The organism is Spirosoma areae (genome assembly GCF_054781775.1).
This window is the reverse complement of the sequence record NZ_BAAGTT010000026.1, coordinates 41780-65257: the sequence shown is the minus strand read 5'-3', so window position 1 is coordinate 65257 and position 23478 is coordinate 41780. Positions and strand designations below refer to the sequence as shown.

Sequence of the window (23478 nt, the reverse complement as noted above, 5' to 3'; positions counted from 1 at the left end):
CCAACGGCCCATCGGCCAACTTTGTATCAGTCAAAACGACAACCCTTTTCGCTCTTTCACTCTTTATTATCATGGCAACTGTTATAAATCGTTTCGTTATCCGGCACCTGACCGGATCCAAAGCTAACCAGGTTGAAGAGTTCGATTACAAAAAATACAACGAACTCACCTTCGGCCGGGCCGCTACCAACGTGATTCGGTTTGATCCAGATCGCGACTCGGCGGTTTCCCGCGAACACGGCAAACTTGTACGTGAACCGGGCAACTCGCTGGCCTTCAGCGTGGTCGACAATAATTCCCGCAACGGCATCTTCGTCAATAAGAGCCGCATTGTCGATTCGGCCCCCATTCAGCCCGGCGACGAAATTCAACTTGGTCAGGGTGGGCCTGTTTTTCAGTTCGACCTGAACCCGCGCCCCGCCGAACTGATGATGAGCACCCGCGTTGTCGAGGTCCCGGCTTCCTTTAAACCAACAACGGAAGTAAGTTTGGCCGAAACCCATTCGCTATCGAAGGAAAATGATATGTCGATGCCAGCCAAAGTAGGGTTGGGCAAGCAAACCGTTGAACGGATGATGGTTACCGAGCGGACTAAAAACACGCGGTCGGTGCTGCTGAGTGCCGCCGTTGTGCTGGTGCTGCTGTCGGGTTTGGCCTACGCCTTCCGGGATAAATTTGGCGAACGCAAAACGATTGTTATCAACAATAAACCGGTGACGCAGGTCACCAAAGCCAACGACGGCCTGAATCCCGAACAAATTGCTTCGGCCAATACCAGCAAGGTCGTTTTCATCGAATTCGGCTATAAACTCATTTATACCCCAACCGGCGACGATATTTACCATGAATACCGGGAGATAAAACAGGCCGACGGCACCATTGTCAACACGCCCATGTATATCGAAACAGCGCCCGGCAAGATTGAACCGTTGCTGGGTCTGAAGCGAAACACCCCCAATGGCCGACCCATTGCGATGTCGGGGGCCAGCGGAACGGGTTTTGTGGTGTCGCCCCAGGGTCATATCCTGACCAACCGGCACGTGGCAGCCGCCTGGAATTCATACTACAGCTTTCCGCAGGATGCGTTTCCGGGTGCTTTGTTGGTGGAAGGCAGCGGCCCAACGGGTTGGGAAATTAGCCCGGTGCCGGTGCAGGAGTTCCGGTGGGTTCCCGCCGAAACCCAGTACTTCGGCAAGAAACCCATGTCAGGGAAGGTCATTGCGGGTGAAAACACCTACATCGACGTGACCTTCAACAAAAACGAACAGCGTTTCCCGGCGCAGGGCAAGCCCATCGTGTCAACGAAACACGACGTAGCGATGATCAAGATCGACCTGCCCGAAACCCTCACCCCCGTTAAACTGCGCGACGCCGACAAAGAGATTGCCCCCGGTCAGCCCATCACCGTCATGGGGTACCCCGGTATCTCGCCCGATGTGTTCGTCGGTGAATATTCATCCGATGCCGGCAACCGGAATCCGCAGATTATGAAGGTACCCGACGTGACGGTTACGCCCGGTAACGTCGGCAAGGTGCTGCGGGGTCAGTCGGTAGGCAAAGCAGCCGCCTATTACAGCGAAATGGGCGATTATTACCAACTTACGGTCAATGCAACCGGGTCGGGGAACAGTGGTGGGCCGGTGTTCGACAAAGACGGAAACGCCATCGGGATTTTCTCGGCCAGTACCAGCCGCATGGATGCCACCCGCATCACCTTTGCCGTCCCCATCAAATACGGCCTGGAGTTGATGGGCCGTCGGCAAGTAGTTGATTAAGTCTGTTTCAGGTTTTATGTTCCCAAACGTCTTCTATCCATGCCACTCACCCATCCCTTCCTCCACCGCATCGTTGCTGGCTATTGCCTGACCGAGTATGTCGGTGCAGGTGGGATGGGTGAGGTTTTTAGAGCCTCACAGGTCGAAACGGGTCGCCTGGCAGCGGTGAAAGTCTTATACCGACCCGAATTTGCGGCCCGGTTCCGCAACGAAGCCGCAGTTCAGGCTTCGCTTTCGCACCCCAATATTGCGGCCCTATACGAGGTTAGCCTCATCGACGACCGCCCTGCTTTAGTGCTCGAATGGATCGACGGGCAATCCTTAGACGAGTTGATTCGACGGAGCGAACGCATTAGTAATGAGAAAGTTACGCAAATCATCCGGCAAATCGCCAGCGCCGTGGCCTACCTGCACCAGATGGGAATCGTTCACCGCGATTTGAAACCGTCAAACGTCAGAATTCGCCCCGATGGGCAGGTTAAAGTACTTGATTTCGGCATCGCCAAAGGGCGGTCTACCCCCCAACTGACGCAGGTTGGTCACGCCGTTGGCACCACCGAGTTTATGGCCCCGGAGCAGTTTCGCGGTCAGGTTGACCAAAAATCGGATGTCTGGGCTTTGGGCGTTCTGCTTTATGAAATGACAACTGGTCAGTTGCCCTTCGATGAACGCAACCCGCTTGTACTGCGCCATCAAATCGAACGTGGCCACTACAGCCGCCCGCGCCTGCTGAACCCGGCCCTTTCGCCTGCACTGGCCACCCTGATTACCCACTGCCTGCAGGTAAACCCGGCGAAGCGGCCATCCGCAGCCGACATTGGGGCCGCTCTTGAAAAACCTGTTGAGCCGAATTTTATGGCTCAGGCTGTCGGCTCGCTCTCGAACCTGCCAACGGTCAACTGGCCCGTTCCCCTCCGCTACTGGCTATTGGCGGGTCTACTGATGGCAGCCGGTATTGGACTTTTCAACCGTACTGTAACAAAGCCGGCAAAACCCGAACAGGCTTTTGTTCAGCAACCCGGTCAGTACGAACAAATTCAGGTCGAGGTACTCAACGCCGACTATGACATTGAGCTTGTTATGCCCGATGGCACGGTGCAATCCAAAGAACCTTTCGTGGTGAGACGGACGCCCGGCCAGGCCATTCCCATTACCATTCGGCATCGTGGTGCCGAGCAGCAGTTTGTCATTGACCCCGATGTACAGGAATTATATCAGTGTTATTTCGACCGATAGGACCCCAAGCGCATGAAAAATTTATTTAACTGGCTATTCGGGCAAACCGATTCGGCAACGCTCCCCGAAACCGCCGAATCAATGGTTGAACAACCCACCGACGCTACCCCGGATGCTGGCTCGCTGGTGGGCGAAGTGAACGCTGTTGTCGTGTCTGACCTGGGGAATGTTCGGCAAAATAACGAAGATACGGGCCTGTTTGTCCGCTTAGCCGATGAAGGTATACGCCGGCTGAAAGGCTACCTGCTGCTGGTAGCCGACGGCATGGGCGGGCACCTGGCCGGGGAAGTAGCCAGTCAGATGGCTGCCGAGATTGTGAGCCGGGAGTATTTTCAGCATGCCGAAACCATTGAGAAAAGTTTGCTGCGGGCTTTCCAGATGGCTAATCGCCAAATCTTCGACGAAGCCCGCCAACACGATACGTTTCGGGGCATGGGCACCACCTGCACGGCCATTGTTGTTCACGACCAGCAGCTGTATTTTGCCCACGTCGGCGACAGCCGGGCGTATCTGTTCAAAGCGGGTCAACTCATTCAGTTAACCGACGATCACACCTACATTCAGGAACTGCTCCGAACGGGCCAAATTACCGCCGAAGCCGCAGCCAGCCACCCGGAACGCAATGTGCTGACCCAGGCGATGGGCACAAAAGCCGATGTTCGGGTGGACCTGGGGCGGTGCATTCTCCCCTTCGATACCGGCGACCGGCTGCTGCTCTGCTCCGATGGTTTGTATGAGTACTGCCTCGAAGTCGATTTCGTGCGGGTGCTGCAACAGCCCAATCTGCACGACGCTGCCGACGAACTGGTCAGGCTGGCCAAGAACCGGGGCGGGCATGATAACATTACGGTTGTGCTGGCCGAGCGCATCATTGCCGACCAGGGTACAACAGTCAAAGAAACCCGTGAGATCGACCTGCCCTTCACCCGTGATCTGGAACTTCCCCAATGACCACCACCATGCAACCAACCATGAAAGGCCGACTGATCCATCACTACCGCGTTGAATCGCTGCTGGGCGAAGGCGGGATGGGCACCGTGTATCAGGCCATCGATACACACCTCGAACGGCTCGTTGCCGTTAAGATGCTGCACACGCACCTGGTCAGTCAGACCTCGTTTATGGAGCGTTTCCGCAACGAAGCTCTGATTCTCGCCCGGCTCAACCACCCCAACATTGCCGTGGTGTATAATTTCCTGCAGGACGGTTCCGATTATTTCATGGCGATGGAATACGTCGAAGGCGACAGTCTGGAAACGCTGATCCGAAGGACGGGCCCACTGCCAGCCGCCGTGGCCGCCGAAATCACCCGGCAGGGTCTCGAAGGACTTGCCCACGCTCACCGGAAAGGCATTCTGCACCGCGACATCAAGCCCGCCAACCTGATGCTAACCCCGGAAGGAAGCATCAAACTAATGGATTTCGGGATTGCCCGCGTGGTAGGCAACCAACGCCTGACCCAGGTGAACCGGATTGTTGGCACACTCGAATACATGGCCCCCGAACTGGTGCAGGGCGAAGCGCCTTCGCCCGCATCGGACCTGTATGCCATGGGCATTCTGCTCTATGAATTGCTCTCCGGCAAACTGCCCTTCGCCAGCCGAACGGATTATGCCCTGATGCAGGCGATTATTCAGGAAAAGCCCATCGCCCTTCGGAAACTGAACGCCAGCGTGCCGAAAGAACTCGAAGCCATTGTTCACAGAGCATTGGAGAAAAACCCGGCTAAACGGTTTGCCGATGCCAAAGAGTTTCAACGGGCACTGCAACCGTTTTTTTCGCAGATACCCAACCTCGACCCAACCCAGTTTGTTGCTCCACCGCCCACCACCACCACCAATGTCCTGAACATTCAGCCCGTCCGTCAACCCATTCTGATTGAAACGAAAGAGGTTTCGCCGGGTCGTGACCCATCGCTGCAAAACCGATCAAAGCGTTGGTTGTCAGAAAATTGGCAAACGCTTTTGGCGGGAATACTCACCTTATTTGCCATTGGTTTTATCGGCTTGATTCTATTCGACAAAGCCGACGACACGCCACCCGAAAAACGCCTGCCAGCCTCCTCTGGCACTCGACCTGTAACTAAATCCGAGCAACCCAAATCATCGGTCGACCAGCCAGCGATTGCCGTTCCATTGGCTCAGGAAACACCGGCTACAATACCGGCTCCCGCGCCTAAAGGAGAGCAGCCCGCACCCGTCGAAAAGAAAGACAAGGTAGTTGGTAAGCAACCCAAATCAATGATTCTCCGCCCATATAGCAACGGCCCTGTCATTACCAAAAAGTCAGGCACTGGAACGGCTGAAGTACCTAAGCCCGGAACGCCGGACCCGTCAGAAACGCTGACCAGTCCTGTCAATCCAGCAACCCGGTCTGAACCGGTTTCTGACCCGGCACCGCCTAAAACAACGAGCCGAAAAGCAATTGCCATTCGGCGGCTGCGGGTCAGCCTGGCGCTGATTGACGGGCTTTCGTCCGATGCTTCGCAGGAAGGTCAGTCGATCCGGTTTCGGGTAACGGAGTCGGTCATGAGCGATGGGGAGGTGGTGATTCAGAGCGGAGCAACTGCCTACGGTGAAGTGAGCCGAATTAAACGGGCCGACGGAGACATGTTCCGAAAGAAAAATCTGCTCGAATTTCGGATCAATACCGTCGAGGCCGTGAACGGCAAACGGCTTTCGCTGCGGTCGGCCACGATCAGCGAAGAAGCCAAAGGCCAGCCGGTGCTATTCCGGCCAGGGCAAACGTTTGAAGTCCGTACCGGCGATGATGTCATTAATCTTTAACAATCTGCTTATCACCATTTCACCTCACTTAACATCACACTTGTCATGCGCTATTGTCAATTTACTTTCCTATTTCTACTTGCGGGTGTGCTGGCATCAGGCAGCCTGAGGGCGCAAACTATCCGCCAGCAATCCACGACAGAAGGCCTCAGCCTGGGCCTACAGGGGCATTATATGAGCTGGTCGTCGGATTATTTTCAATTTTTAGACGAGCGTTCGGGCAGTGGCCTCGGCATTAGTGGCCGGGTGGGGTACGGTTTCAACCAGCGATTCGACGTGTTTGCCCAATATGACTTTACCCCGCTGAAGGCAACGCCGGTAGCCGCCCAGTCGTTTCATTTTTCGCACGCGACAGCGGGCGTGCGGTTTAATTTTTCGACAACGACCCAGGCCCTTCGCCCGTTTGCCGAAGTGGGCTACGCGTATCAGACGGGCAAAGCCGATCAGGTACTTAACCAGAACGGCGGACGCGACAATCTTTTGTTCAAGGGTGGAGCCGTACACATCGGGGCGGGCCTTAGTTATTATGTCGCCCTACCTGTTGCCATAACCCTGAGTGGAAGCCTGCAGGCCGGGGCCAAATCGCCCGTTTCGGTAAACGGTTTCAACACCGGCGACAAGGCCGACGTTATGGCGTTCCGCATCTCTGCGGGCGTGGTGGTGTACTTGAGTGAGTTATTTTAAGTGATTGTGGTGTCGGGTTTGAGAACGCCAGCGGGCGACCGTCCGACACCACAAGCACATTTAAAACAACGCTAACTGACCCGACCGGGCGAAAGCGCCTTCATGTTCCAGCAGCCATTTTTTTCGCCACAATCCACCGGCATAGCCCGTCAGGGACCCATCAGAACCGATGATGCGATGACAAGGCACCACAATCCAGAGCGGATTCCGGCCATTGGCAGCCGCTACCGCCCGAATGGCTTTCTCATCGCCAATGCGCCGGGTCAGGGTCAGATAGGACAGCGTTGTACCAAAAGTCACATCGAGTAAGGCTCGCCAAACCGTTTGCTGGAAGGTTGTTCCCGATGGGTTCAGTGGAAAGTCAAAGATTTGCCGTTCGCCCGAAAAGTACTCCTGCAATTGCCCAACCGCTACCTGAACCGGCCCGGCAAGGTCATCGGGGTGTATGGTCAAAAATTCCTCGTAGGGCGGAATATCGGTGCAGGAGATGACTGAAACGCCCGCATTGTCGCCAGCAATACGAACGATGCCGAGCGGGGAGTCGAGGAAGGTGGTCGTAATCATTGAGGTTGCAGAATGTGCTCCCAAGATACAAAAAAGCCCGCTAACGAAGCAGCAGGCTTTTTTGTATCAATCCGACGAAAGGAGGAATCTTAAAGTTTCCCAATGTATGAGTCAGGAAACTTTAAGATTCCTCCTTTCGTCGGATTGATAAAATCGACAAAAATCAATTTCCCCCTGTCAATCGAAGAATTCGTCCCCCGCCATGATCGCAGAGGTACAGCTCGTTTTTCTGGTCTTCGCCAAAGGCCGAAATCGAACCGGCTCCGGCAACGACTTCCTGATTGCCCGCAGCTTTACTGCCGTTCATGGCTAAGGCCCACACCCGCCCACTGGCATAATCGGCATACACGTATTTGCCCCGCAAGGATGGGTTCGCCGGGCCACGATACACAATCCCGCCGGTGATGGATACGTCGCCCTTGTCGTGCGTGTACTGCCAGACAGGATCAATCAAATCCGCCGGATTAACATTGTTGTCTTTGGCGTTAAAATCGGCGTTAGCTTCCCTGACCCGCCAGCCATAATTACCCCCTTTGGTGATGATGTCTACCTCTTCAATTTTGTTCTGACCGACATCGCCCGCCCACAAGCGGCCTTGTTCATCGAAGCTGACGCGCCAGGGATTGCGTAATCCATAGGCAAAAATCTCTTCGCGGTAGCCGCTCGTACTTCCTTTGTAAGGGTTATCGGCGGGGATGCCATAATTCCCTTTTCCGGTGCTGTTCACATCCACACGCAGGATTTTACCCAGCCAGCTACTGCGGTTCTGACCGTTGTTCTGCGGGTCGCCCCCACTACCGCCATCACCCGTAGCAACGTACAGATAGCCATCGGGTCCGAACAGGATTTTTCCGCCGTTATGATTCGAGTAAGGTTGCTCAAATTTAAACAGGACCACTTCCGAGCCGGGGTCAACTTCTGAGGCAGATGCCGACGATGCTTTGAAGCGGCTCACAACGGTTTCGCGGGGGTTCGATTTGGTATAGTTGACGTAGAAAAAGCCATTCTGCTTAAAATTGGGGTGAAACGCCAGCCCCAGCAGGCCCATTTCGCCCCCTGACGCCACTTTACTCTGAATGTTCAGGTACGTCCCGGCAGATGAAGCATTGGCATCATTCTCGAACACCCGAATGCGGCCTTCCTGCTCAATAACAAACACCCGGTTGGTGCCGTCATTGGCATGAGTGTACTCCACCGGCGACTCAAACTTGAGTTTAGGATAGGCGTTGACAACCTTCAGGGCGGCTGAGTTTCCGGTGCCGACAGAATCCAGACCTACGATATCGGTCTGTTGGGCAGGTTGACAGGCTGCGGCCAGCATCCAGGCAACACCCGACGTGGCCGTCAGGGAAATAATAAACGCAAACACCGCTTTGCTAAACATGACGATTCGCTCCATTTGTTTCTTTTTTTACGTTACAAATTAGGTTCCAGATGTTGTTGCCGAACTTTGCGGCCCACATTTTGTTCCGAAATCAGAGAATTTAGGTGATTACGGAATTGACTTCCTTAATAACCACCTGCCACGTCGGTGTAGTCATTCCACAGAACGGGGCATAGATTCCACTCAATTACTAACGTCATGACCACCAGTACCAGTACATTCCTCGACCATTTGCACAATCAGCGGGCGCGTTACCGCTACAAACTCCCCTCGCGTCCAGATGCCGGACGGTTTATCGACCAGTTGATGCGGCTGTTATTTCCTGTCACGCAGGATTGTAAGTCAATCTCGCAGCACGTGGAAGAAACGTATCAAAATCTGCATGAGCAGCTTATTTGTCTGCTGCACCCATTAGAGAATAACCTGGCCGACAGCCCGGCCGAAATCACCGAGCGTTTTTTTGACCAGCTACCAGCCATCTACGACAGTTTGCTGTTCGATGCTCACGCCATTGCCGACAACGACCCGGCAGCCGTTGGCATTGAGGAGGTTGTGGCCGTGTATCCGGGTTTCTACGCCATTGCCGTATATCGAATTGCCCACGAATTGCTGAAACAAAACGTGCCGCTCCTTCCCCGAATGCTGACCGAACATGCACACAGCCTGACGGGTATCGACATTCATCCGGGGGCGCAGATTGGCCGGTCGTTTTTCATCGACCACGGCACCGGCGTTGTGGTCGGCGAGACAACGGTCATTGGCGATAACGTGAAGATTTACCAGGGCGTCACCCTCGGCGCTACGCACGTGGCTAAGTCGATGGCCCAGAAAAAGCGACACCCAACCATCGAAAACAACGTCGTTATCTACGCCAACGCGACCATTCTGGGTGGCTACACCACGGTTGGTCACGATTCGGTTATTGGTGGCAACGTCTGGCTAACGACCAGTGTCGAAGCGCATTCCTTAGTGTTCAATCAGCACCAAACCGACGTTCGGCTAAAATCGCTGGAATCCCTCGAACCCATCAATTTTGTTATTTAAAAGACTGTCTATATCTCTACAAATTAGTGCCCGGCTCCCCGTCGCTGTGTCCTCACAGCGACGGGGAGTAACGTCAAACTTTAGAAATTCAAACAACCTCTAAAGAGGAGAAAAGGAATATAGACTTCCTTGCCCTCCTCCCTCCTTTACTCTTTTTTATGAAAGCCCCCAACATCCTCGATACCATTGGCAATACGCCCCATGTGCGAATCAATCGCCTGTTTCCGGGGTATGAAGTCTGGACCAAACTTGAGCGGGCCAATCCCGGCGCGAGCATTAAAGACCGCATCGCCCTGGCGATGATCGAAGCGGCTGAAACACAAGGACTACTCACATCCGACAGCACCATCATTGAGCCAACATCGGGCAATACGGGCATTGGTCTGGCGATGGTGGCGGCTGTGAAGGGCTACAAAATCATCCTGGTCATGCCCGAGTCCATGAGCATTGAACGGCGCAAAATTATGGCGGCTTATGGGGCTGAATTCGACCTGACACCCCGCGAGAAAGGCATGAAAGGGGCCATCGAACGCGCCCACGAATTAGTTGCCCAAACGCCCGGCGCCTGGATGCCCCAACAGTTCGAGAACCCGGCTAACATTGATGTTCACGTTCGGACAACGGCGGAGGAAATTCTGGCCGACTTTCCCGATGGCTTCGACGTTCTGATTACGGGCGTTGGCACGGGGGGCCATATTACGGCGGTTGGGCAAGTGCTGAAACAAAAATTTCCGAACTTGAAAGTCTATGCCGTTGAGCCGGAGTTGTCGCCGGTCATTAGCGGGGGGGCACCGGGGCCACACCCAATTCAGGGCATTGGCGCGGGGTTTATTCCACAAAACCTGCATACCGACGTGCTGGATGGTGTTATTCAGGTCAGTAAAGACGAAGCCTATGATATGGCCCGACGGTCGGCGAAGGAAGAAGGCACGTTTGTGGGCGTTTCGTCGGGGGCATCGCTGGCAGCGGTTGCCAAAAAACTTCCCGGTCTTGCTCCCGGCAGCCGGATACTGACCTTCTGCTACGACACGGGCGAGCGGTATCTGTCGATAGAAGGGTTGTATTAGTGAGGAGCAGGGTGCCGGGAGCACAGAGTAGAGATTCCAACCTAAAAAACGCACAGCTATTCCCTGCTCCGTGCTCCCGGCACCCTGCTCCAGGTACTTCACCTACCCTACTAATTCCATGACCCGTCAATCGCCTGTTTTTCGCACGGTAAAAGATACGATTTTCATCGTTGCCGGGGTGCTGAGCGCCGGGTTTGGGATTAAGGGGTTTCTGACATCGAGCCATTTTATCGACGGGGGTGTCACGGGCGTTTCGATGCTGCTGGCCACGCTTGTCAACATTCCACTGCCTATCTGGCTGCTGTTGATTAACCTCCCCTTTATTGCGTTGGGCTACCGGCAGTTTGGGCGGCAATTTGCGTTTAAAAGTACGCTGGCCATTGCGGGTCTTTCCCTTAGCCTGGCTGTTGTTCCCTACCCCGATGTCACACCAGATTTGCTGCTGACGGCCGTATTCGGCGGTTTTTTCATCGGGGCTGGCATCGGCTTAGCGATGCGGGGTGGCGCCGTGCTGGATGGTACTGAGATTGCCGCACTGCTCATTAGCCGGAGCAGTCCAATTCTGAAAGTCAGCGATGTTATTCTGGTGCTTAACGTCCTTATTTTTGGGGCTGCCGCTTTCTTTCTGGGCATTAACCCGGCCCTGTACTCCATGATTACCTACTTTGCCGCGTCGAAAACGGTCGATTTTATTATTCACGGTATTGAGGAATACACCGCCGTCCTGATAATTTCGAAGCATCACGAACCCATTCAGCAACGAATCATTGAACAGGGCTGGGGAATCAGTGTGTTAAAGGGAGCGGGTGGCTACGGCAAGCACGGTAGTCATCAGGATATTGAATGCGTACTTTATACCGTTGTCACGCGGCTGGAAATCAGCCGACTACGCACTATCGTGTCTGAGATAGACGCCAACGCGTTTATCATCCAGCACAGCGTCGATGATGTGGCGGGTGGCAAAGTGAAAAGCCTGCCGATGCATTAAATGCTGAATGATTTATTAGCTATGGCATTTAAGCCTGCTTTAGGCCGTTTGCATTTTAGATTCTGAGCAGCCAAAATGCTGAATCACTGAACGGTTCACCTTCTTTTCAGCGTGCCACAGCTCGTAATTTTTTTGCAGATTTACCCAAAACTGGGCAGTATTGCCAAAGGCCTCCGACAGTTTCACGGCCAATTCCGGGCTGATGCCCGCGCGTTCGTTCACAATGGCCGACAGATTGGCGCGGGCAATGCCTAAACCCTTCGCTACTTCGGTAATTGTCAAACCGCGTTCCTGAATGTATTCTTCCCGCAAAATCTCGCCGGGATGCACGGGGGCTAAAGTACGCTTCATTGTTTGTCCTTTTCTTAATGATAATCGACGTAATCCACGTCGTAAATGTCTCCGCTCTCGAACCGGAAAATGATCCGATAATTCGGCGTAACGGTGATCGACCAAAAGTTCGTCATATCGTCCGTCAATTTGTGAATCCCTGACCCCATTTGCTGAATGTCGCTGATGGATGTAACAGCCTCTAACTGATCTATAACTCGATTGATCTTGCGTAAGTACTGCGCGGGGAGCTTCGAGCTATTGCCCTCCTCGTAATACTGCTGCAAACCTTTGTGCCGGAAATTCAGAATCATAACACGCCTGTAGCGTGTAATATTACACATTACAGGATAAAAAGAAAAAGGACGGAAATATCCCGTCCTTTTTTCCGAAGCCCTCCCCCGATGATACCCGTTTTAGGCCGTTTATGGAGAAATGCTGTGCTGTAGCCGGACGGCTGCGTCTTTACGGCAAATTCCGTTTTTAGCACCTAAACGCAAGTCGGTATGACGTGTCTGCTACGCACATTTTTTCTCTTCGTTAGCTTATCAGCGATAATTCATCCCACCTTCGCCAAACCCGGCCCTATTCTTTCGGGAACCGTGCGCGACGTGACCGGCACAACCATTGAGTTTGCGACCGTTGCCCTGCACCGGGCGGCTGATTCGGTCGTCATCAAAACCGAGTTCAGCGATGCGGGTGGGTTGTTCCGGTTTGATCAGTTACCAGAAGGCCGCTATTTTGTTTCGGCGTCGCAGGTTGGCTTCGAGCGGGTGCAAACGGCCCCATTTGTCGTCGCTTTATCCGACCAGACGCTGCCTCCTCTTCTGCTAAAACCCAGCCGCAAAACCCAGTTGAAGGAGGTGACCGTTCAGGCCAGCAAGCCCCTCTTTGAGCGGGAAGCCGACCGGATTGTGGTGAATGTTGGCAGTAGCCCGCTCAGCGCGGGGGCTACGTCGCTGGAGATGCTGAGTCGTTCGCCCGGCGTGACCGTCGACCAGAACGATAACCTGGCCCTGCGGGGCAAACAGGGGGTTCTGGTGCTCATCGACGGTAAGCGCGTGCCCATGACCGGCTCTGAGCTGGCCGATATGCTCCGGGCCATGCCCGCCAATTCAATCGAAAAGATTGAATTGATCACCAACCCGCCCGCCAAATACGATGCGGCTGGCAGCGCGGGCATTATCGACATTAAACTCAAAAAAGACGGTCGGCAGGGCACGAATGGCAGCGTAAATGCCAGTTATGGCTATGGGCGATACGGCAAACTGACCGGTGGCCTCTCGCTGAATCATCGGCACAAAAACCTGAACCTGTTCGGCAGTTACAACTACAGCGACCGGAACGTGTACACCCAGCTCAGACTACACCGGGATTTCTACCAGGCAGGGCAGTTCACGGGCAGCAGCGACCAGGATAACCAGGGCAAAACACGCTACATTGCCAACACCTACCGCGTTGGCTTCGACTACACCCTCTCGAAACGAACGCTGCTGGGCGCGGTTATGAATGGTTTTGCGATGGACGCCGAAGCCCACATTCCTAATAGTACCCGAACGTTCGATTCAATCGGGCAACTCCAATTGGACTATCAGTCCGCAAACCGCCGGAACCTGTCCATACCCAACCAGGCTATTAACCTGAATCTGAAACACAGTTTCGATTCGACCGGGCGTCGGGAACTTACCGCCGATGCTGATTTCGCTCACTACGAAACCCACCGGCTGCAAAATCTGGAGACATTTTTCACCCTTCCGGTTCGTCCCTCAACTACGCTGGCGGGCAACCTGGACGGTATACTCAATATCCGTTCGTTCAAAGCCGATTACCTGCATACGACGCCGAATAAAACCCGGCTGGAAGGCGGTTTTAAGGTTAGCTGGGTTCATGCCGACAACAATGTGCTGTTTACCAACATCAGCGAAGGCAGGAGTGTGGTCGATACGGGCAAAACCAACCAGTTTCAGTACGACGAGAATATCAATGCCGTTTACATTAACCTAAACAAAACAATTAACAAACTGACCATTCAGGCGGGGTTGCGGGGCGAACAAACCAACGCCAAAGGGGTTCAGGTGATTGGTAATGATAGTTTTGAACGCAACTATTTTCAACTGTTTCCCAGCGTTTTCGTCAAGCAGACGTTGTCGAAAACGCACGAGTTGAGTGTATCGCTCAGCCGCCGGATCGACCGCCCGACCTACAACCAGCTTAACCCGTTCCGGGCTTATGTCGATGCGACGACGTACTTCTCAGGCAATCCGTCGCTGTTTCCGCAATCGAGTTACAACATCGAACTGACACACACCTTCAACCAGAAATTCATCACGTCAATTAGCTATAGCCGTACCGACCAGCCCATCATCAGCGTGGTGCAACCGGCGCCAGAAGGCAATCGGCAGGTCGTGTCGACGTTTCAGAACCTGACCCGCCAGGATTATTACGCCCTGACGCTCACCATTCCGGTGCAACCCGCCACCTGGTGGACAATGGACAATAATCTGGTGGCCTTTTACAACCGGTTCGTGGGCGATTTGGCGGGTACGTCGCTGAACGAAGGCCTGCCTGCGTACACCATCAACAGCACCAACACGTTCACCCTGGGCCGGGGCTGGACCGCCGATTTGACGGGGAATTACCAATCGCGGCAGTTGTATGGTTTTCTGGATATTCAGCCGTTGGGTCAGCTTAATGTGGGCCTGCAAAAAAGCGTCTGGAACAAGAAAGGCACGTTAAAATTGAACCTGACGGATGTGTTCTACACCAGTCCGTTACGGGCCAGCTCGAACTATACCAATTACGTTGAACAGTTCTACCAGCGGCAGGATACGCGGGTGGCTACGGCCTCGTTTTCATACCGCTTTGGCAGCGACACGGTTAGCCCGTCTCGTCGGCGCACGGGCGGTGCTGAGGACGAAAAACGCCGGGCCGGGGGCGCGTAGTGCTGGCTGTAGGGCACGTTGATTTTTACGACAGGATTACAGGATTTTATTTGCGTGAAAATCCTGTAATCCTGTCGTAAAAACTTGTCTTATACCCCAGTGCGGTTAGATGTTGGTGGCAAACTGCTCGATTGTTGTTTCGGGCTTCCCCAAATCGGCCCAGGTTTGTTCGGCTTCGAACGATTCGGGGTAGTTGTTGAGGGCTTCGGTGATGTGCCAGCCATAATCGGCCTGCGCCGAAAACGGGCGACCGAGTTTCATCAGGAAGGGCGGAGTTGTCAGTACGGATAGTTTCTCGTTGGCGTATGCAGCCACAAACCGGTCGGCGGCTTCGTGCTGGGTGATGGCTTCCGGCCCTTGAATCACGTACTCCTGACACTGACCGGCCTGAGCCAGTTGAAACGCCCGCGCTACCTGTTTGCCGTAGTCGTGCGCCGACACGTACCAGGGTTTCACGGCAGACCGCCCGACCAGCAGGATAAACCGCCCCATTCGCTGCGTTTCCGCCAGTGAATCCATAAAGCAGGAGGGATAAAAAATACTGTAAGGGATGCCGGATGCTTTAATGAGCCGAACGGCTTCCTGCTTGATCTCGAACGCCCACCATCGAAAACCATTCATGCCCTGATAGCGCATGACAAGCGATGATAAATAGGCAATTCGGCGGACGTCCGCCTGCTGAGCGGCTTCGAGAATATTCGTCAGGCCTTCGGCTTCGATATGGAAATCAGTAGGTTTTTCGTCCTGTCTGATAGACAGGTTGAGGTAGACCGTATCGATATTCTGTAGCGCATGGACCAAACCAGGCTGGTCGCGTACATCGCCCGCCATAACGTCGACAGTCGGAAACATCGCCCGCGTTTTGACTACGTCGCGGGCGATGATGCGAATGGAAAAACCAGCGTTGAGCAGTTCATGCGCGACCGGATGACCGAGCATGCCGGTTGCCCCGATAATGGCAATACGCATGAATTAGCGCAGATCGCGGATAAACCGGCGCATGGTTTCGCAGTAAATTTGCTCCGACTGGTCGAGGGGTTGTTCATCTTTGAGCAGCATAGCCAGCATAATCATTCCGTGCGAGACGGACCACCACTGAAAAAACAGCCGTTTGATGCTATCCTTCGACTTGGGAATAAACGAGAAGATCGTCTCACTCACAATTTTGCTAACTGCCTGCATCGACTCCGACTGGTAAACCGGCAGGGTGCAATAGGCCCCGTCGAGGTTATACATTACCTGATAAATCTCGGGCTGTTGCCGGGCTAATACCCACTGAATCAGCGAGATTTCATAAAGTCGTTTTTCAGGGTCGCGGTAAAGTTTCAGGATGCGGTTATACTCCTGAAGCAGATGACGGAATCCCTCATTCCTGATTTCGTCCAGCAACACATCTTTGCTGTCGAAATATTCATAAACGATAGGGGCGCTATACTCAATCGCATCGGCGATTTTACGAATCGAAACGGCTTGCCAGCCTTCCCGGCGGGCAATAGATTTTGCGGTTACCAGAATGCCGGATCGGGTTTGCTCACGATTACGCGGCTTTCGTTCAAGTACTTCCATAGAGCAGGTTACAAGTCGACAGTTAACGGTGTTAAACTGACTGAAAACTACGGATTTATGTTGAATTTCCGGGAGCCGGGCAAAAAAATTATGGAAAAATTAAAACTTCATCGGTAACAGACTACATAATTACCTGACAGACAGATTATTATACCCAGATCGATAGACTTAGAACCAGTTACTGATATACTAACCACCTGACGATCAAGCCTATTTTCTTTGAGCCACAAGCCACACCGCTTCGTCGCCCAACGCATAAGGCTCTCCGTCGATTGTTCCATAAGCGGCTATAATCTGCAAACCTGCTTCCGTAAACAACTGCCCCAGTTCGGCCAGTGTAAAGACATAGTGCTGCGCCAGGCGGGTCTCAATCTTCCCTTGTTTCACGTAAGTCAGGTGCGACTCGATTCGGCTATCCACTGGGAAGTATTCATTTTCGACCAGAAACAAGAGCGGCTCCTCATCGGCTCCACCAACGGGTTGCCAGCTACGCGCCTGGTAATCGGGCAGGACCGACTCGGCTACCATCTCCGAGTGCGCCAGAAATCGACCACCCGGCTTGAGCAGTCTGGCAATGCGCGACAAAAATAGCAGCATGTCGGGCCGGGGGAAGAAACTAAAACTATTGCCCAGGCAATACCCCGCGTCGAACGATGCATCGGCCCCTACGCTGGCTTCAGGCATCGTCAGAAAATCATCGACACAGGCGATTACCGGCAATTTTTCTTTATCAGCAATCGTCTGAATTTCAGCGATGTATTCGTCTGAAATGTCTACACCCGTCACCCGCGCACCCATTCGGGCAAGAGGGAGCGCGTGCCGGCCATAACCGCAGAAGACATCCAGCAGCCGGTCGCCGGGGCCAAACTCCAGGGTTTCTACGAGCAGTTCAAGGTCGAGTTGCGTTTGCTCATCCGTTTGGGCGGCTTTCCACGCATTCTGTGGCAACCCGTAAAAGAAGTTGTGATACCAGGCCATGTTGTGAATGATGAATGATAAATTATGAATGATAAATTCACGCATCAGCCAAATTCATCATTCATAATTGAAACGATGGCCTGAAAATCAGGAACCTCACCAGTATTTTCAAGCACTATTGGGGGTTTTCTGGCCGGGAGTTACCATGATGTCTGATTGATGACTGGGTCGCCGGGGCGATTACGCTATATGATTTGCTGGGCAAAGCTACATTTGTATTCGTTTAAATCGTAATTCGTACCGCAACGGCGGACCATCGCTTAAATCGTACATCTATTCATGCAAACTTATTGGGGTATTGACCTGGGCGGCACTAAAATTGAAGGCGTTGTACTGTCTGCTCCTTCGCCTGATGCTGTCCTCATCCGCAAACGTATTGATACCGAAGCCGAAAAAGGTTACGACCACATCCTGAGCCAGATCATCCGGCTGATCGACATGCTCAAAGCCGAAACGGGTCTCACGCCTGGCCGGATTGGTTTCGGAACGCCCGGTACCTTCGATCCGGCCCGGCAGACCATGAAAAACTGCAACACGACGGTGCTAAATGGCAAACCCATGAAACAGGACCTCGCCCGGTTGCTGAACGTACCCGTCGAAGTAGCGAATGATGCCAACTGTTTCGCCCTCGCCGAAGCGACAATGGGCATTGTACCCGATGTAGTACCTGATTATCAGACTGTTTTTGGCGTAATTATGGGTACGGGCGTTGGTGGGGGCGTTGTAGTGAAGGGCAAAGACGGACTCCCCTTTGTGCTGAACGGCTTTCAGGGTATTGGGGGCGAATGGGGCCATAATATTCTGGAAGAAAACGGCCCGCCCTGCTACTGCGGCAAGCAGGGCTGCAACGAGCAGGTTATTTCAGGTCCGGCCCTGCAACAGTACTATCAACAGCACAGTGGCGAAGAGCGAACAATGCGGGAAATTATGGATCGCTATCGGCAGGGTAACGACGTAGTAGCCAACCAAACTGTCGACCGGCTGCTGGAATACTTTGGCCGGGCCATCTCGGTCATCGTAAACATTCTCGACCCCGACGCCATTGTGCTGGGCGGGGGCGTTGGCAATGTCGACCTGTTGTATACGGAAGGTGTGGAACGGGCGAAAAAATACGTGTTCAACAGCCGGGAACTGAACACGCCCTTTCTGAAACCCAAATTAGGGGATAGCGCGGGCGTGTTTGGGGCAGCGATGTTATAAAAGCGTGGAGCGCGGAGCAGGGTAGAAACGCTTACCCCTGCTCCGCGCCCCTGGCGCCCCGCTCATCTACCTCGGTCTGCGGGCGCCCCCGCCCTGTGCGGGTTGCTGCTGTTGCTGGCCACCATCGCCACCGCCTTCGCCCCCTTTCACGTCGTCGTTCTCAACCGAACGGCCCCGTTTGCGCTGTGGTGTATCGAAACTCAGTTTACCGAACTTGTAGCTGAAGTTGACCCGAACACCGGCATTGTACAGATTGACAACGCTGCTCTGGGTGAAAATTGGGGATGCCGACTCGGAGCGAATGGTGAATGGGTGGCTGAAGAAATTCTCACCCGCAATGCCGAAACTGCCCCGTTTGTCTTTAAGGTCTTTTTTCACCCCGATGCTATAGAAACCAAATCCACCCCGGTAGCCCTGTAGCTGAATCTCTTTGCCCCGAAAGAAGCCAAATCCCTGCAAACCCCAGCCGTTTTTGATATTCAAACTGGTGAACACCCGCCCCGTAATGACCCAGCCCGAATTGGTGGCCTGGTAAATGGAAGCCGCGTTGTTATTGGTTAGATAGGCATAATACAAATCGAAACCACCACCAATCTGCCATTTGGAAAACAGGGTGGCATTACCGAATACGTTCGTTCCGTAGGCCGATTCGCGGCCAATGTTGAGATAGGTTGTGCGAATTACCTGCGACAGAACCGGGTTGGTTACCTGCCCCACACTGGAGGTAACTGTGTCGCGCACGCTGGTGATGGAGTTGTTGGTTTGCCGGGCAAAGAGCGACACATTCAGATAAACACTTTTGACATACGCACTGGTGCTCAACTCGACGTTATCGGTCAATTCGGGCGACAGCAACGGGTTTCCCTGTGTAATGTTGGTGGGGTTGGCCGCGTTGATGTTGGGGTTCAGAAACTGAATGCCGGGTCGCTGCAACCGACGGTTGTAGGCCAGTTTGATGGTTTTACCACCCTTCAGCGATTTTGAAATATTGATGCTGGGCACCAAATTGCCATAACCCGGAATGCCCAGATCCTGCCCGGCAGCTCCACCCTGCTCGCCTGGCTGATTCTGGCTGTAGTTGGCATTGATGGTTGTGTGTTCATACCGCGTTCCCACCTTTATCGTGAATTTGCTCTTGGTGGTCAACGTGTAGGACACATAACCCGCGCCAATGTTCTGATCGTAATTCAGGGTGTTGCCGGTTCGGTTGGGGTCGGGCAAAAAACTGGCCGTACCAACGCCATAATTGTAGCTGAACGAACTTTCGACCTGCCGGAAAATGCCCTTTCCGCCAAATTCAATCAATTGATTCGTGCCAATTGGCGTCTGGTAGTTCAACTGAAAAGTAGACTCCTGATTGTAGCTGTCATTCAGGTTTTGCTGCCGCGAGGTAATGGTCGAAAAATCAGCCGAACTCAGAATATCGGCCGTGAAATCATTATTTCGGTTGTTGCGGCTATACTGCGCCGACAGGCTCAGTTCCTGCTGTGGCGTGGCATAGGTCCGGGTATAATCGACGTTCGCATCGACCGTGCCCGACAGGTCTTTGGTCTGCACATTCCGGCTGTTGTAAGTCGGGAAATATAGTCCGCTGGTTTTGGTCAGAAAATTATCCTGGTATTGGACGTTGTTGCGGGCGCCATACCGCAGGCTGGCCGTAATAGCGCTGGTTTTACTGATGTCATAATCCCAGCCGAGCGTGTATTGCCCGAAAACACCCTGGTTGCGCGTATCAGCGCTCTGCTCGGTGGTGGTTGTCCCGTTTTTACCAACGGTTGTCTGAGTATTGGCAAAATTGCCGACGACATTGTAATTCGCCCGCCCGAATCCGCTCAGGCTAAAGCCCATTTTACCAGTCCGCAGGTTGCCATTCAGGCCGAGGTTGCTGCCCCGGTTGCCAACGCCCGAATCAATATTCAGCGTGAAGCCCTGCAGGGTGGTTTTCTTAGTGATGATGTTGATGATGCCCGCCGAGCCTTCGGCATCGTACTTAGCCGAGGGCGAGGTGATCACTTCAACCGTCTTAATCATGTCGGCCGGAATCTGCTTGAGGGCATCGGCCACGCTGCTGGCCACAATGGTGGAGGGTTTATTGTTAATCAGGACCCGCACGTTGCTGCTGCCCCGCAAACTCACATTACCGTCTAAATCGACTGACAAAAGCGGTACTTTACGCATCACGTCGGTGGCATCGCCCCCTTTGGCGGTCAGGTCCTTATCGGCATTATAAACCAGCCGGTCCACTTTTTCTTCGACTAAGGACGCCTGCCCAACAACTTCTACTTCGTTCAGGGTTCTGACATCGGCGGCCAGTTTAATAAGGCCAAGATTAATGTCGCCTTTGCGATTCAGCTTAACGCTCGAAATGGTCTTGTTCCGATACCCAACAAAGGAGATCAGCACCTGAAAATCGCCCTCCGGCAGCTTGGTCAGCGTAAACTTTCCTTTATCATCGGCCACCGTTCCATCAATTGGTTTTTTCGTTTGGGTGTTTATCAGGGCAATGCTGGCAAATTCAACCGGTTTGCTGTTGGTTGAATCCATAATGATACCCGTTAGTTTGGCATTACCTCTGGGCGAATCGTCGCTGGCGGTTCCGGGAATTACGGCTGGCCGCTGCTGCCCACCGCCACCGGGAAATGGAGGAAACTGCGCCCGAACTCCCGTTGGCAGGGTTAGCAGTGCGGTGCTTATAAGGAAGGATAGTAGTGCATTTTTCATAATCAGGCTGGAAACATTTGTATAGATATACTTACCGGGTAACTTGGTATAATCCCAATAGACAACTCGGTTGACCAAAATTGGCGGCAAATTTCTCAAAAAAATCTAATTCTACACAAACGGCCTTCATGGGGGACAAACGGGCCGGATTACTCAACTAAATAACTGTGTAGTGTGGCTTAATTCCGGGTAAGTAGCAGGCTCTATCACCTGGGGTACATTCGTTGGCTCGGTTCTCGATGTAATGCGTTTGCTGATGCTGTAGCTGTGCATCCGGCGGGCCGGATAGGGCGCGGTCAGCAGCAACAGCGCGTCGGCTTCGCTCAGGTCGTTGTGCAGCCAGGCGTGTTCGGCTTCGGGGGTCAGTACGCACGGCATTCGCTTTTTGGTGTTGTGAATAGCCGCCAGCAATGGATTGGCATCGGTGGTCAGCAATGTGTAGGTCGGTATCAACTCGCCTGTATCGGGGTTAGGCCACTCGTCCCACAAGCCAGCAATCGACGCAATTTTCTGGTCGCTCATGCTGATGTAGAACGGAAATTTTTTGCTGCCTTTTGTGTGCCATTCAAAGAAGCCCGTCACCGGAATCAGGCACCGCTTACCGGCCTGGGCCGCCGACCGAAACGACGGTTTTTCGTAAATTGTTTCGGCGCGGGCGTTGATGGTCTTCGTGCGAATTTCGTCGGCGCTCTCCTGATTTCGTGTCCATCGGGGAATCAGCCCCCAGTGAATCAGTTGCAGTTTGCCTGGTTCCTGGCGGGTAATGATGGGCCAGGCCGGGAGCGTGTAGGCGTTGGCATGGTATACCGGCTGAAAATCAGCCGAAGGTGGCAACACGGCTTCGTAGCGAATTTCAAGCTCTGAAGCGTTGGCATTGAGTGACTTATGAAAACACATGAGACAGATGGGCCCGCCCGAAGGCTACCCGTTGGTGTACTAACTTAACCACCAAATACCCGCTTCGGTTATGCTGTTTAACCGGCTTGAGTGCATTCTGTAGATTCCGTATGCCATATCTTGGAGATATGGCATACGGAATCTACAGAATGCACTCAAGCCGGTTTAGTGAAAGTCCTCCAGTTCCTTCACCTGTTCCCGTAGTTCATCAAGGTAACGGTCTTTAAACATACCCGCCAGCGACGCCAGCCCAATCGACACTGCAGTCAGACCAATTGGCAACAACACAATCAACAGGCTATACAGCCAACCGGCTTCGGCAAATTTACGGGCAACAATAGGCAGCATAATCATTGAACCGGCCAGCATGGCCAGCAGCCAGACACATTTCATCAGGGCAGAATGCCGGGTACGCAATCGAATCAAATCCGTCAGGGCGTGGTGCAAGTCGTGCGTATGGAGCGTAGTCCGGCGCAAGTCGCTGTTGTGGTGCAGCAGAAAATAAAGGCCGGTGGCGGCAATAAGGGTATAACAAACAGCCGGCAGATAATGAATCCATTGTGTATAATCGAAGGGGTTACCCGCAATGACCGCGCTGAAAAACACAACGAGGGTTAGCAGAATGGCGCCGGGCAGCCGCAACTCCCGAATCATTTTATCAATCGTACTCGTCGACCGATTGCGCTGAACAATAGCCAGTACCTGCTGACTTAATTGCTGAGTCGAATCGAGTTTCTGGTCGTATGCCTGCCAGGTGGCTTTAAATTCATCCAGGTTTATTTCCATGCTCATTTATTTGTTGGTTATGGCCACTATTCGTTTCAGTTTGCTTTTGATTCTGTTCAGCTTAACGCCCACATTCGACTGAGAAATGCCCATGATTCGGGAAATTTCGTCATACGAATTATCATCTAAATACAGAAACACAAGGGCTTTTTCAACCGGCGACAGGTGTTCGATGGCGGAGTAGAACTGGTCAATGCGTTCATCCAGTTCGGGCGCACCCGTAGCCTGAACCACAGCCAATAACTCATCATTAGCCTGCATCGGGGCAACCCGGCGTGACTGGTATCGAAACAGAGAAATAGCCGTATTCAGGGCAACCCGGTACATCCAGGTCGAGGATTGAGCTTCCCGGCGGTAGGACGGGAAGGCCCGCCAAAGCTGCAGGACCATTTCCTGATACAGGTCTTTCCGGTCTTCCTCATCCCGGCCATACAATCGGCATACCTTGTGCAGAATCCGGGCGTGGGCAGTAATACTCTGTATGAATTCGGTTTCCATTCCTGATTGCCTTTAACCCGTTAGTCGCCGAC

Annotated in this window: 21 protein-coding genes; 10 read left to right on the top strand and 11 right to left on the bottom strand. The window is 53.4% G+C overall.

Annotated features, from left to right (window positions below; translation table 11 throughout):
• Window positions 1-71: 71 nt before the first annotated feature.
• Genes ACYVI1_RS13140 through ACYVI1_RS13120 form a run of 5 tightly spaced genes read left to right on the top strand, consistent with a single transcriptional unit; the run spans window position 72 to window position 6481 of the window.
• Entirely contained in the window at window positions 72-1775 is a 1704-nt protein-coding gene (locus tag ACYVI1_RS13140; RefSeq protein ID WP_460910769.1) for a trypsin-like peptidase domain-containing protein, read from the top strand.
• A gap of 39 nt (window positions 1776-1814) precedes the next feature.
• Window positions 1815-3011: a serine/threonine-protein kinase gene (locus tag ACYVI1_RS13135; protein ID WP_460910766.1), complete on the top strand. Its 1197-nt coding sequence runs from the start codon at window positions 1815-1817 to the stop codon at window positions 3009-3011.
• Window positions 3012-3023: 12 nt separating this feature from the next.
• The gene (locus tag ACYVI1_RS13130; protein ID WP_460910763.1) at window positions 3024-3962 is read left to right on the top strand and encodes a Stp1/IreP family PP2C-type Ser/Thr phosphatase; all 939 of its coding nucleotides are present in this window, start codon (window positions 3024-3026) and stop codon (window positions 3960-3962) included.
• 8 nt (window positions 3963-3970) lie between these two features.
• Complete coding sequence (locus ACYVI1_RS13125) at window positions 3971-5797, top strand: serine/threonine protein kinase (protein ID WP_460910760.1); 1827 nt, start codon at window positions 3971-3973, stop codon at window positions 5795-5797.
• 45 nt (window positions 5798-5842) lie between these two features.
• A complete protein-coding gene (locus ACYVI1_RS13120; RefSeq protein WP_460910757.1) occupies window positions 5843-6481 on the top strand; it encodes an autotransporter outer membrane beta-barrel domain-containing protein in 639 nt (212 codons plus the stop codon).
• 60 nt (window positions 6482-6541) lie between these two features.
• Here ACYVI1_RS13120 and ACYVI1_RS13115 read toward each other — a convergent pair whose 3' ends face one another.
• Both ACYVI1_RS13115 and ACYVI1_RS13110 read right to left on the bottom strand, forming a co-directional pair.
• Complete coding sequence (locus tag ACYVI1_RS13115) at window positions 6542-7042, bottom strand: methylated-DNA--[protein]-cysteine S-methyltransferase (RefSeq protein WP_460911186.1); 501 nt, start codon at window positions 7040-7042, stop codon at window positions 6542-6544.
• Between the two features lie 166 nt (window positions 7043-7208).
• The gene (locus ACYVI1_RS13110; protein WP_460910755.1) at window positions 7209-8444 is read right to left on the bottom strand and encodes a PQQ-dependent sugar dehydrogenase; all 1236 of its coding nucleotides are present in this window, start codon (window positions 8442-8444) and stop codon (window positions 7209-7211) included.
• Window positions 8445-8627: 183 nt separating this feature from the next.
• On the opposite strand from ACYVI1_RS13110, the gene epsC reads away from it, so the two are divergent.
• The 3 genes from epsC to ACYVI1_RS13095 all read left to right on the top strand — a co-directional run bounded on the left by epsC (window position 8628) and on the right by ACYVI1_RS13095 (window position 11528).
• Complete coding sequence (gene epsC / locus ACYVI1_RS13105; RefSeq protein ID WP_460910752.1) at window positions 8628-9473, top strand: serine O-acetyltransferase EpsC; 846 nt, start codon at window positions 8628-8630, stop codon at window positions 9471-9473.
• A gap of 158 nt (window positions 9474-9631) precedes the next feature.
• Window positions 9632-10540 carry a cysteine synthase A gene (cysK, locus tag ACYVI1_RS13100; RefSeq protein ID WP_460910749.1) on the top strand — a complete coding sequence of 303 codons (909 nt, stop codon included), beginning with the start codon at window positions 9632-9634 and terminating at the stop codon, window positions 10538-10540.
• A gap of 118 nt (window positions 10541-10658) precedes the next feature.
• A complete protein-coding gene (locus tag ACYVI1_RS13095) occupies window positions 10659-11528 on the top strand; it encodes a YitT family protein (RefSeq protein WP_460910746.1) in 870 nt (289 codons plus the stop codon).
• 39 nt (window positions 11529-11567) lie between these two features.
• Here ACYVI1_RS13095 and ACYVI1_RS13090 read toward each other — a convergent pair whose 3' ends face one another.
• Window positions 11568-11879 (bottom strand): HigA family addiction module antitoxin, encoded by a 312-nt coding sequence (locus ACYVI1_RS13090; protein WP_460910743.1) that lies wholly within the window; start codon window positions 11877-11879, stop codon window positions 11568-11570.
• 14 nt (window positions 11880-11893) lie between these two features.
• Complete coding sequence (locus ACYVI1_RS13085; RefSeq protein ID WP_460910740.1) at window positions 11894-12172, bottom strand: type II toxin-antitoxin system RelE/ParE family toxin; 279 nt, start codon at window positions 12170-12172, stop codon at window positions 11894-11896.
• A 192-nt stretch (window positions 12173-12364) separates the two neighbouring features.
• Here ACYVI1_RS13085 and ACYVI1_RS13080 point away from each other — a divergent pair, with 192 nt between their 5' ends.
• Window positions 12365-14800: an outer membrane beta-barrel protein gene (locus tag ACYVI1_RS13080; RefSeq protein WP_460910737.1), complete on the top strand. Its 2436-nt coding sequence runs from the start codon at window positions 12365-12367 to the stop codon at window positions 14798-14800.
• A gap of 105 nt (window positions 14801-14905) precedes the next feature.
• Here ACYVI1_RS13080 and ACYVI1_RS13075 read toward each other — a convergent pair whose 3' ends face one another.
• The 3 genes from ACYVI1_RS13075 to ACYVI1_RS13065 all read right to left on the bottom strand — a co-directional run bounded on the left by ACYVI1_RS13075 (window position 14906) and on the right by ACYVI1_RS13065 (window position 17344).
• Window positions 14906-15769, bottom strand: a complete 864-nt coding sequence (locus tag ACYVI1_RS13075; protein ID WP_460910735.1) for an SDR family oxidoreductase — start codon at window positions 15767-15769, stop codon at window positions 14906-14908.
• Window positions 15770-15772: 3 nt separating this feature from the next.
• Window positions 15773-16366, bottom strand: coding sequence for a TetR/AcrR family transcriptional regulator (locus ACYVI1_RS13070; protein ID WP_460910732.1), 594 nt, complete (start codon window positions 16364-16366; stop codon window positions 15773-15775).
• Window positions 16367-16576: 210 nt separating this feature from the next.
• Window positions 16577-17344 (bottom strand): class I SAM-dependent methyltransferase, encoded by a 768-nt coding sequence (locus ACYVI1_RS13065; RefSeq protein ID WP_460911184.1) that lies wholly within the window; start codon window positions 17342-17344, stop codon window positions 16577-16579.
• A 279-nt stretch (window positions 17345-17623) separates the two neighbouring features.
• Between ACYVI1_RS13065 and ACYVI1_RS13060 the strand changes: the two genes are divergently transcribed.
• Complete coding sequence (locus tag ACYVI1_RS13060; RefSeq protein WP_460910730.1) at window positions 17624-18544, top strand: ROK family protein; 921 nt, start codon at window positions 17624-17626, stop codon at window positions 18542-18544.
• 66 nt (window positions 18545-18610) lie between these two features.
• Here the strand turns inward: ACYVI1_RS13060 and ACYVI1_RS13055 are convergent, their stop codons facing one another.
• The 4 genes from ACYVI1_RS13055 to ACYVI1_RS13040 all read right to left on the bottom strand — a co-directional run bounded on the left by ACYVI1_RS13055 (window position 18611) and on the right by ACYVI1_RS13040 (window position 23446).
• The gene (locus ACYVI1_RS13055; RefSeq protein WP_460910727.1) at window positions 18611-21265 is read right to left on the bottom strand and encodes a TonB-dependent receptor; all 2655 of its coding nucleotides are present in this window, start codon (window positions 21263-21265) and stop codon (window positions 18611-18613) included.
• Between the two features lie 153 nt (window positions 21266-21418).
• Window positions 21419-22162, bottom strand: a complete 744-nt coding sequence (locus ACYVI1_RS13050) for an SOS response-associated peptidase (protein ID WP_460910725.1) — start codon at window positions 22160-22162, stop codon at window positions 21419-21421.
• Between the two features lie 165 nt (window positions 22163-22327).
• Window positions 22328-22948, bottom strand: a complete 621-nt coding sequence (locus ACYVI1_RS13045) for a hypothetical protein (protein WP_460910724.1) — start codon at window positions 22946-22948, stop codon at window positions 22328-22330.
• A gap of 6 nt (window positions 22949-22954) precedes the next feature.
• Window positions 22955-23446, bottom strand: coding sequence for an RNA polymerase sigma factor (locus ACYVI1_RS13040; RefSeq protein ID WP_460910721.1), 492 nt, complete (start codon window positions 23444-23446; stop codon window positions 22955-22957).
• Window positions 23447-23478 lie beyond the last annotated feature (32 nt).

Bases quoted from the DNA above. Each gene is read 5' to 3' on its own strand.
- ACYVI1_RS13140 (WP_460910769.1), top strand. From the start codon at position 72: ATGGCAACTGTTATAAATCGTTTCGTTATCCGGCACCTGACCGGATCC.
- ACYVI1_RS13135 (WP_460910766.1), top strand. From the start codon at position 1,815: ATGCCACTCACCCATCCCTTCCTCCACCGCATCGTTGCTGGCTATTGC.
- ACYVI1_RS13130 (WP_460910763.1), top strand. From the start codon at position 3,024: ATGAAAAATTTATTTAACTGGCTATTCGGGCAAACCGATTCGGCAACG.
- ACYVI1_RS13125 (WP_460910760.1), top strand. From the start codon at position 3,971: ATGCAACCAACCATGAAAGGCCGACTGATCCATCACTACCGCGTTGAA.
- ACYVI1_RS13120 (WP_460910757.1), top strand. From the start codon at position 5,843: ATGCGCTATTGTCAATTTACTTTCCTATTTCTACTTGCGGGTGTGCTG.
- ACYVI1_RS13110 (WP_460910755.1), bottom strand. From the start codon at position 8,444: ATGGAGCGAATCGTCATGTTTAGCAAAGCGGTGTTTGCGTTTATTATT.
- epsC (WP_460910752.1), top strand. From the start codon at position 8,628: ATGACCACCAGTACCAGTACATTCCTCGACCATTTGCACAATCAGCGG.
- cysK (WP_460910749.1), top strand. From the start codon at position 9,632: ATGAAAGCCCCCAACATCCTCGATACCATTGGCAATACGCCCCATGTG.
- ACYVI1_RS13095 (WP_460910746.1), top strand. From the start codon at position 10,659: ATGACCCGTCAATCGCCTGTTTTTCGCACGGTAAAAGATACGATTTTC.
- ACYVI1_RS13090 (WP_460910743.1), bottom strand. From the start codon at position 11,879: ATGAAGCGTACTTTAGCCCCCGTGCATCCCGGCGAGATTTTGCGGGAA.
- ACYVI1_RS13085 (WP_460910740.1), bottom strand. From the start codon at position 12,172: ATGATTCTGAATTTCCGGCACAAAGGTTTGCAGCAGTATTACGAGGAG.
- ACYVI1_RS13080 (WP_460910737.1), top strand. From the start codon at position 12,365: ATGACGTGTCTGCTACGCACATTTTTTCTCTTCGTTAGCTTATCAGCG.
- ACYVI1_RS13075 (WP_460910735.1), bottom strand. From the start codon at position 15,769: ATGCGTATTGCCATTATCGGGGCAACCGGCATGCTCGGTCATCCGGTC.
- ACYVI1_RS13070 (WP_460910732.1), bottom strand. From the start codon at position 16,366: ATGGAAGTACTTGAACGAAAGCCGCGTAATCGTGAGCAAACCCGATCC.
- ACYVI1_RS13065 (WP_460911184.1), bottom strand. From the start codon at position 17,344: ATGGCCTGGTATCACAACTTCTTTTACGGGTTGCCACAGAATGCGTGG.
- ACYVI1_RS13060 (WP_460910730.1), top strand. From the start codon at position 17,624: ATGCAAACTTATTGGGGTATTGACCTGGGCGGCACTAAAATTGAAGGC.
- ACYVI1_RS13055 (WP_460910727.1), bottom strand. From the start codon at position 21,265: ATGAAAAATGCACTACTATCCTTCCTTATAAGCACCGCACTGCTAACC.
- ACYVI1_RS13050 (WP_460910725.1), bottom strand. From the start codon at position 22,162: ATGTGTTTTCATAAGTCACTCAATGCCAACGCTTCAGAGCTTGAAATT.
- ACYVI1_RS13045 (WP_460910724.1), bottom strand. From the start codon at position 22,948: ATGGAAATAAACCTGGATGAATTTAAAGCCACCTGGCAGGCATACGAC.
- ACYVI1_RS13040 (WP_460910721.1), bottom strand. From the start codon at position 23,446: ATGGAAACCGAATTCATACAGAGTATTACTGCCCACGCCCGGATTCTG.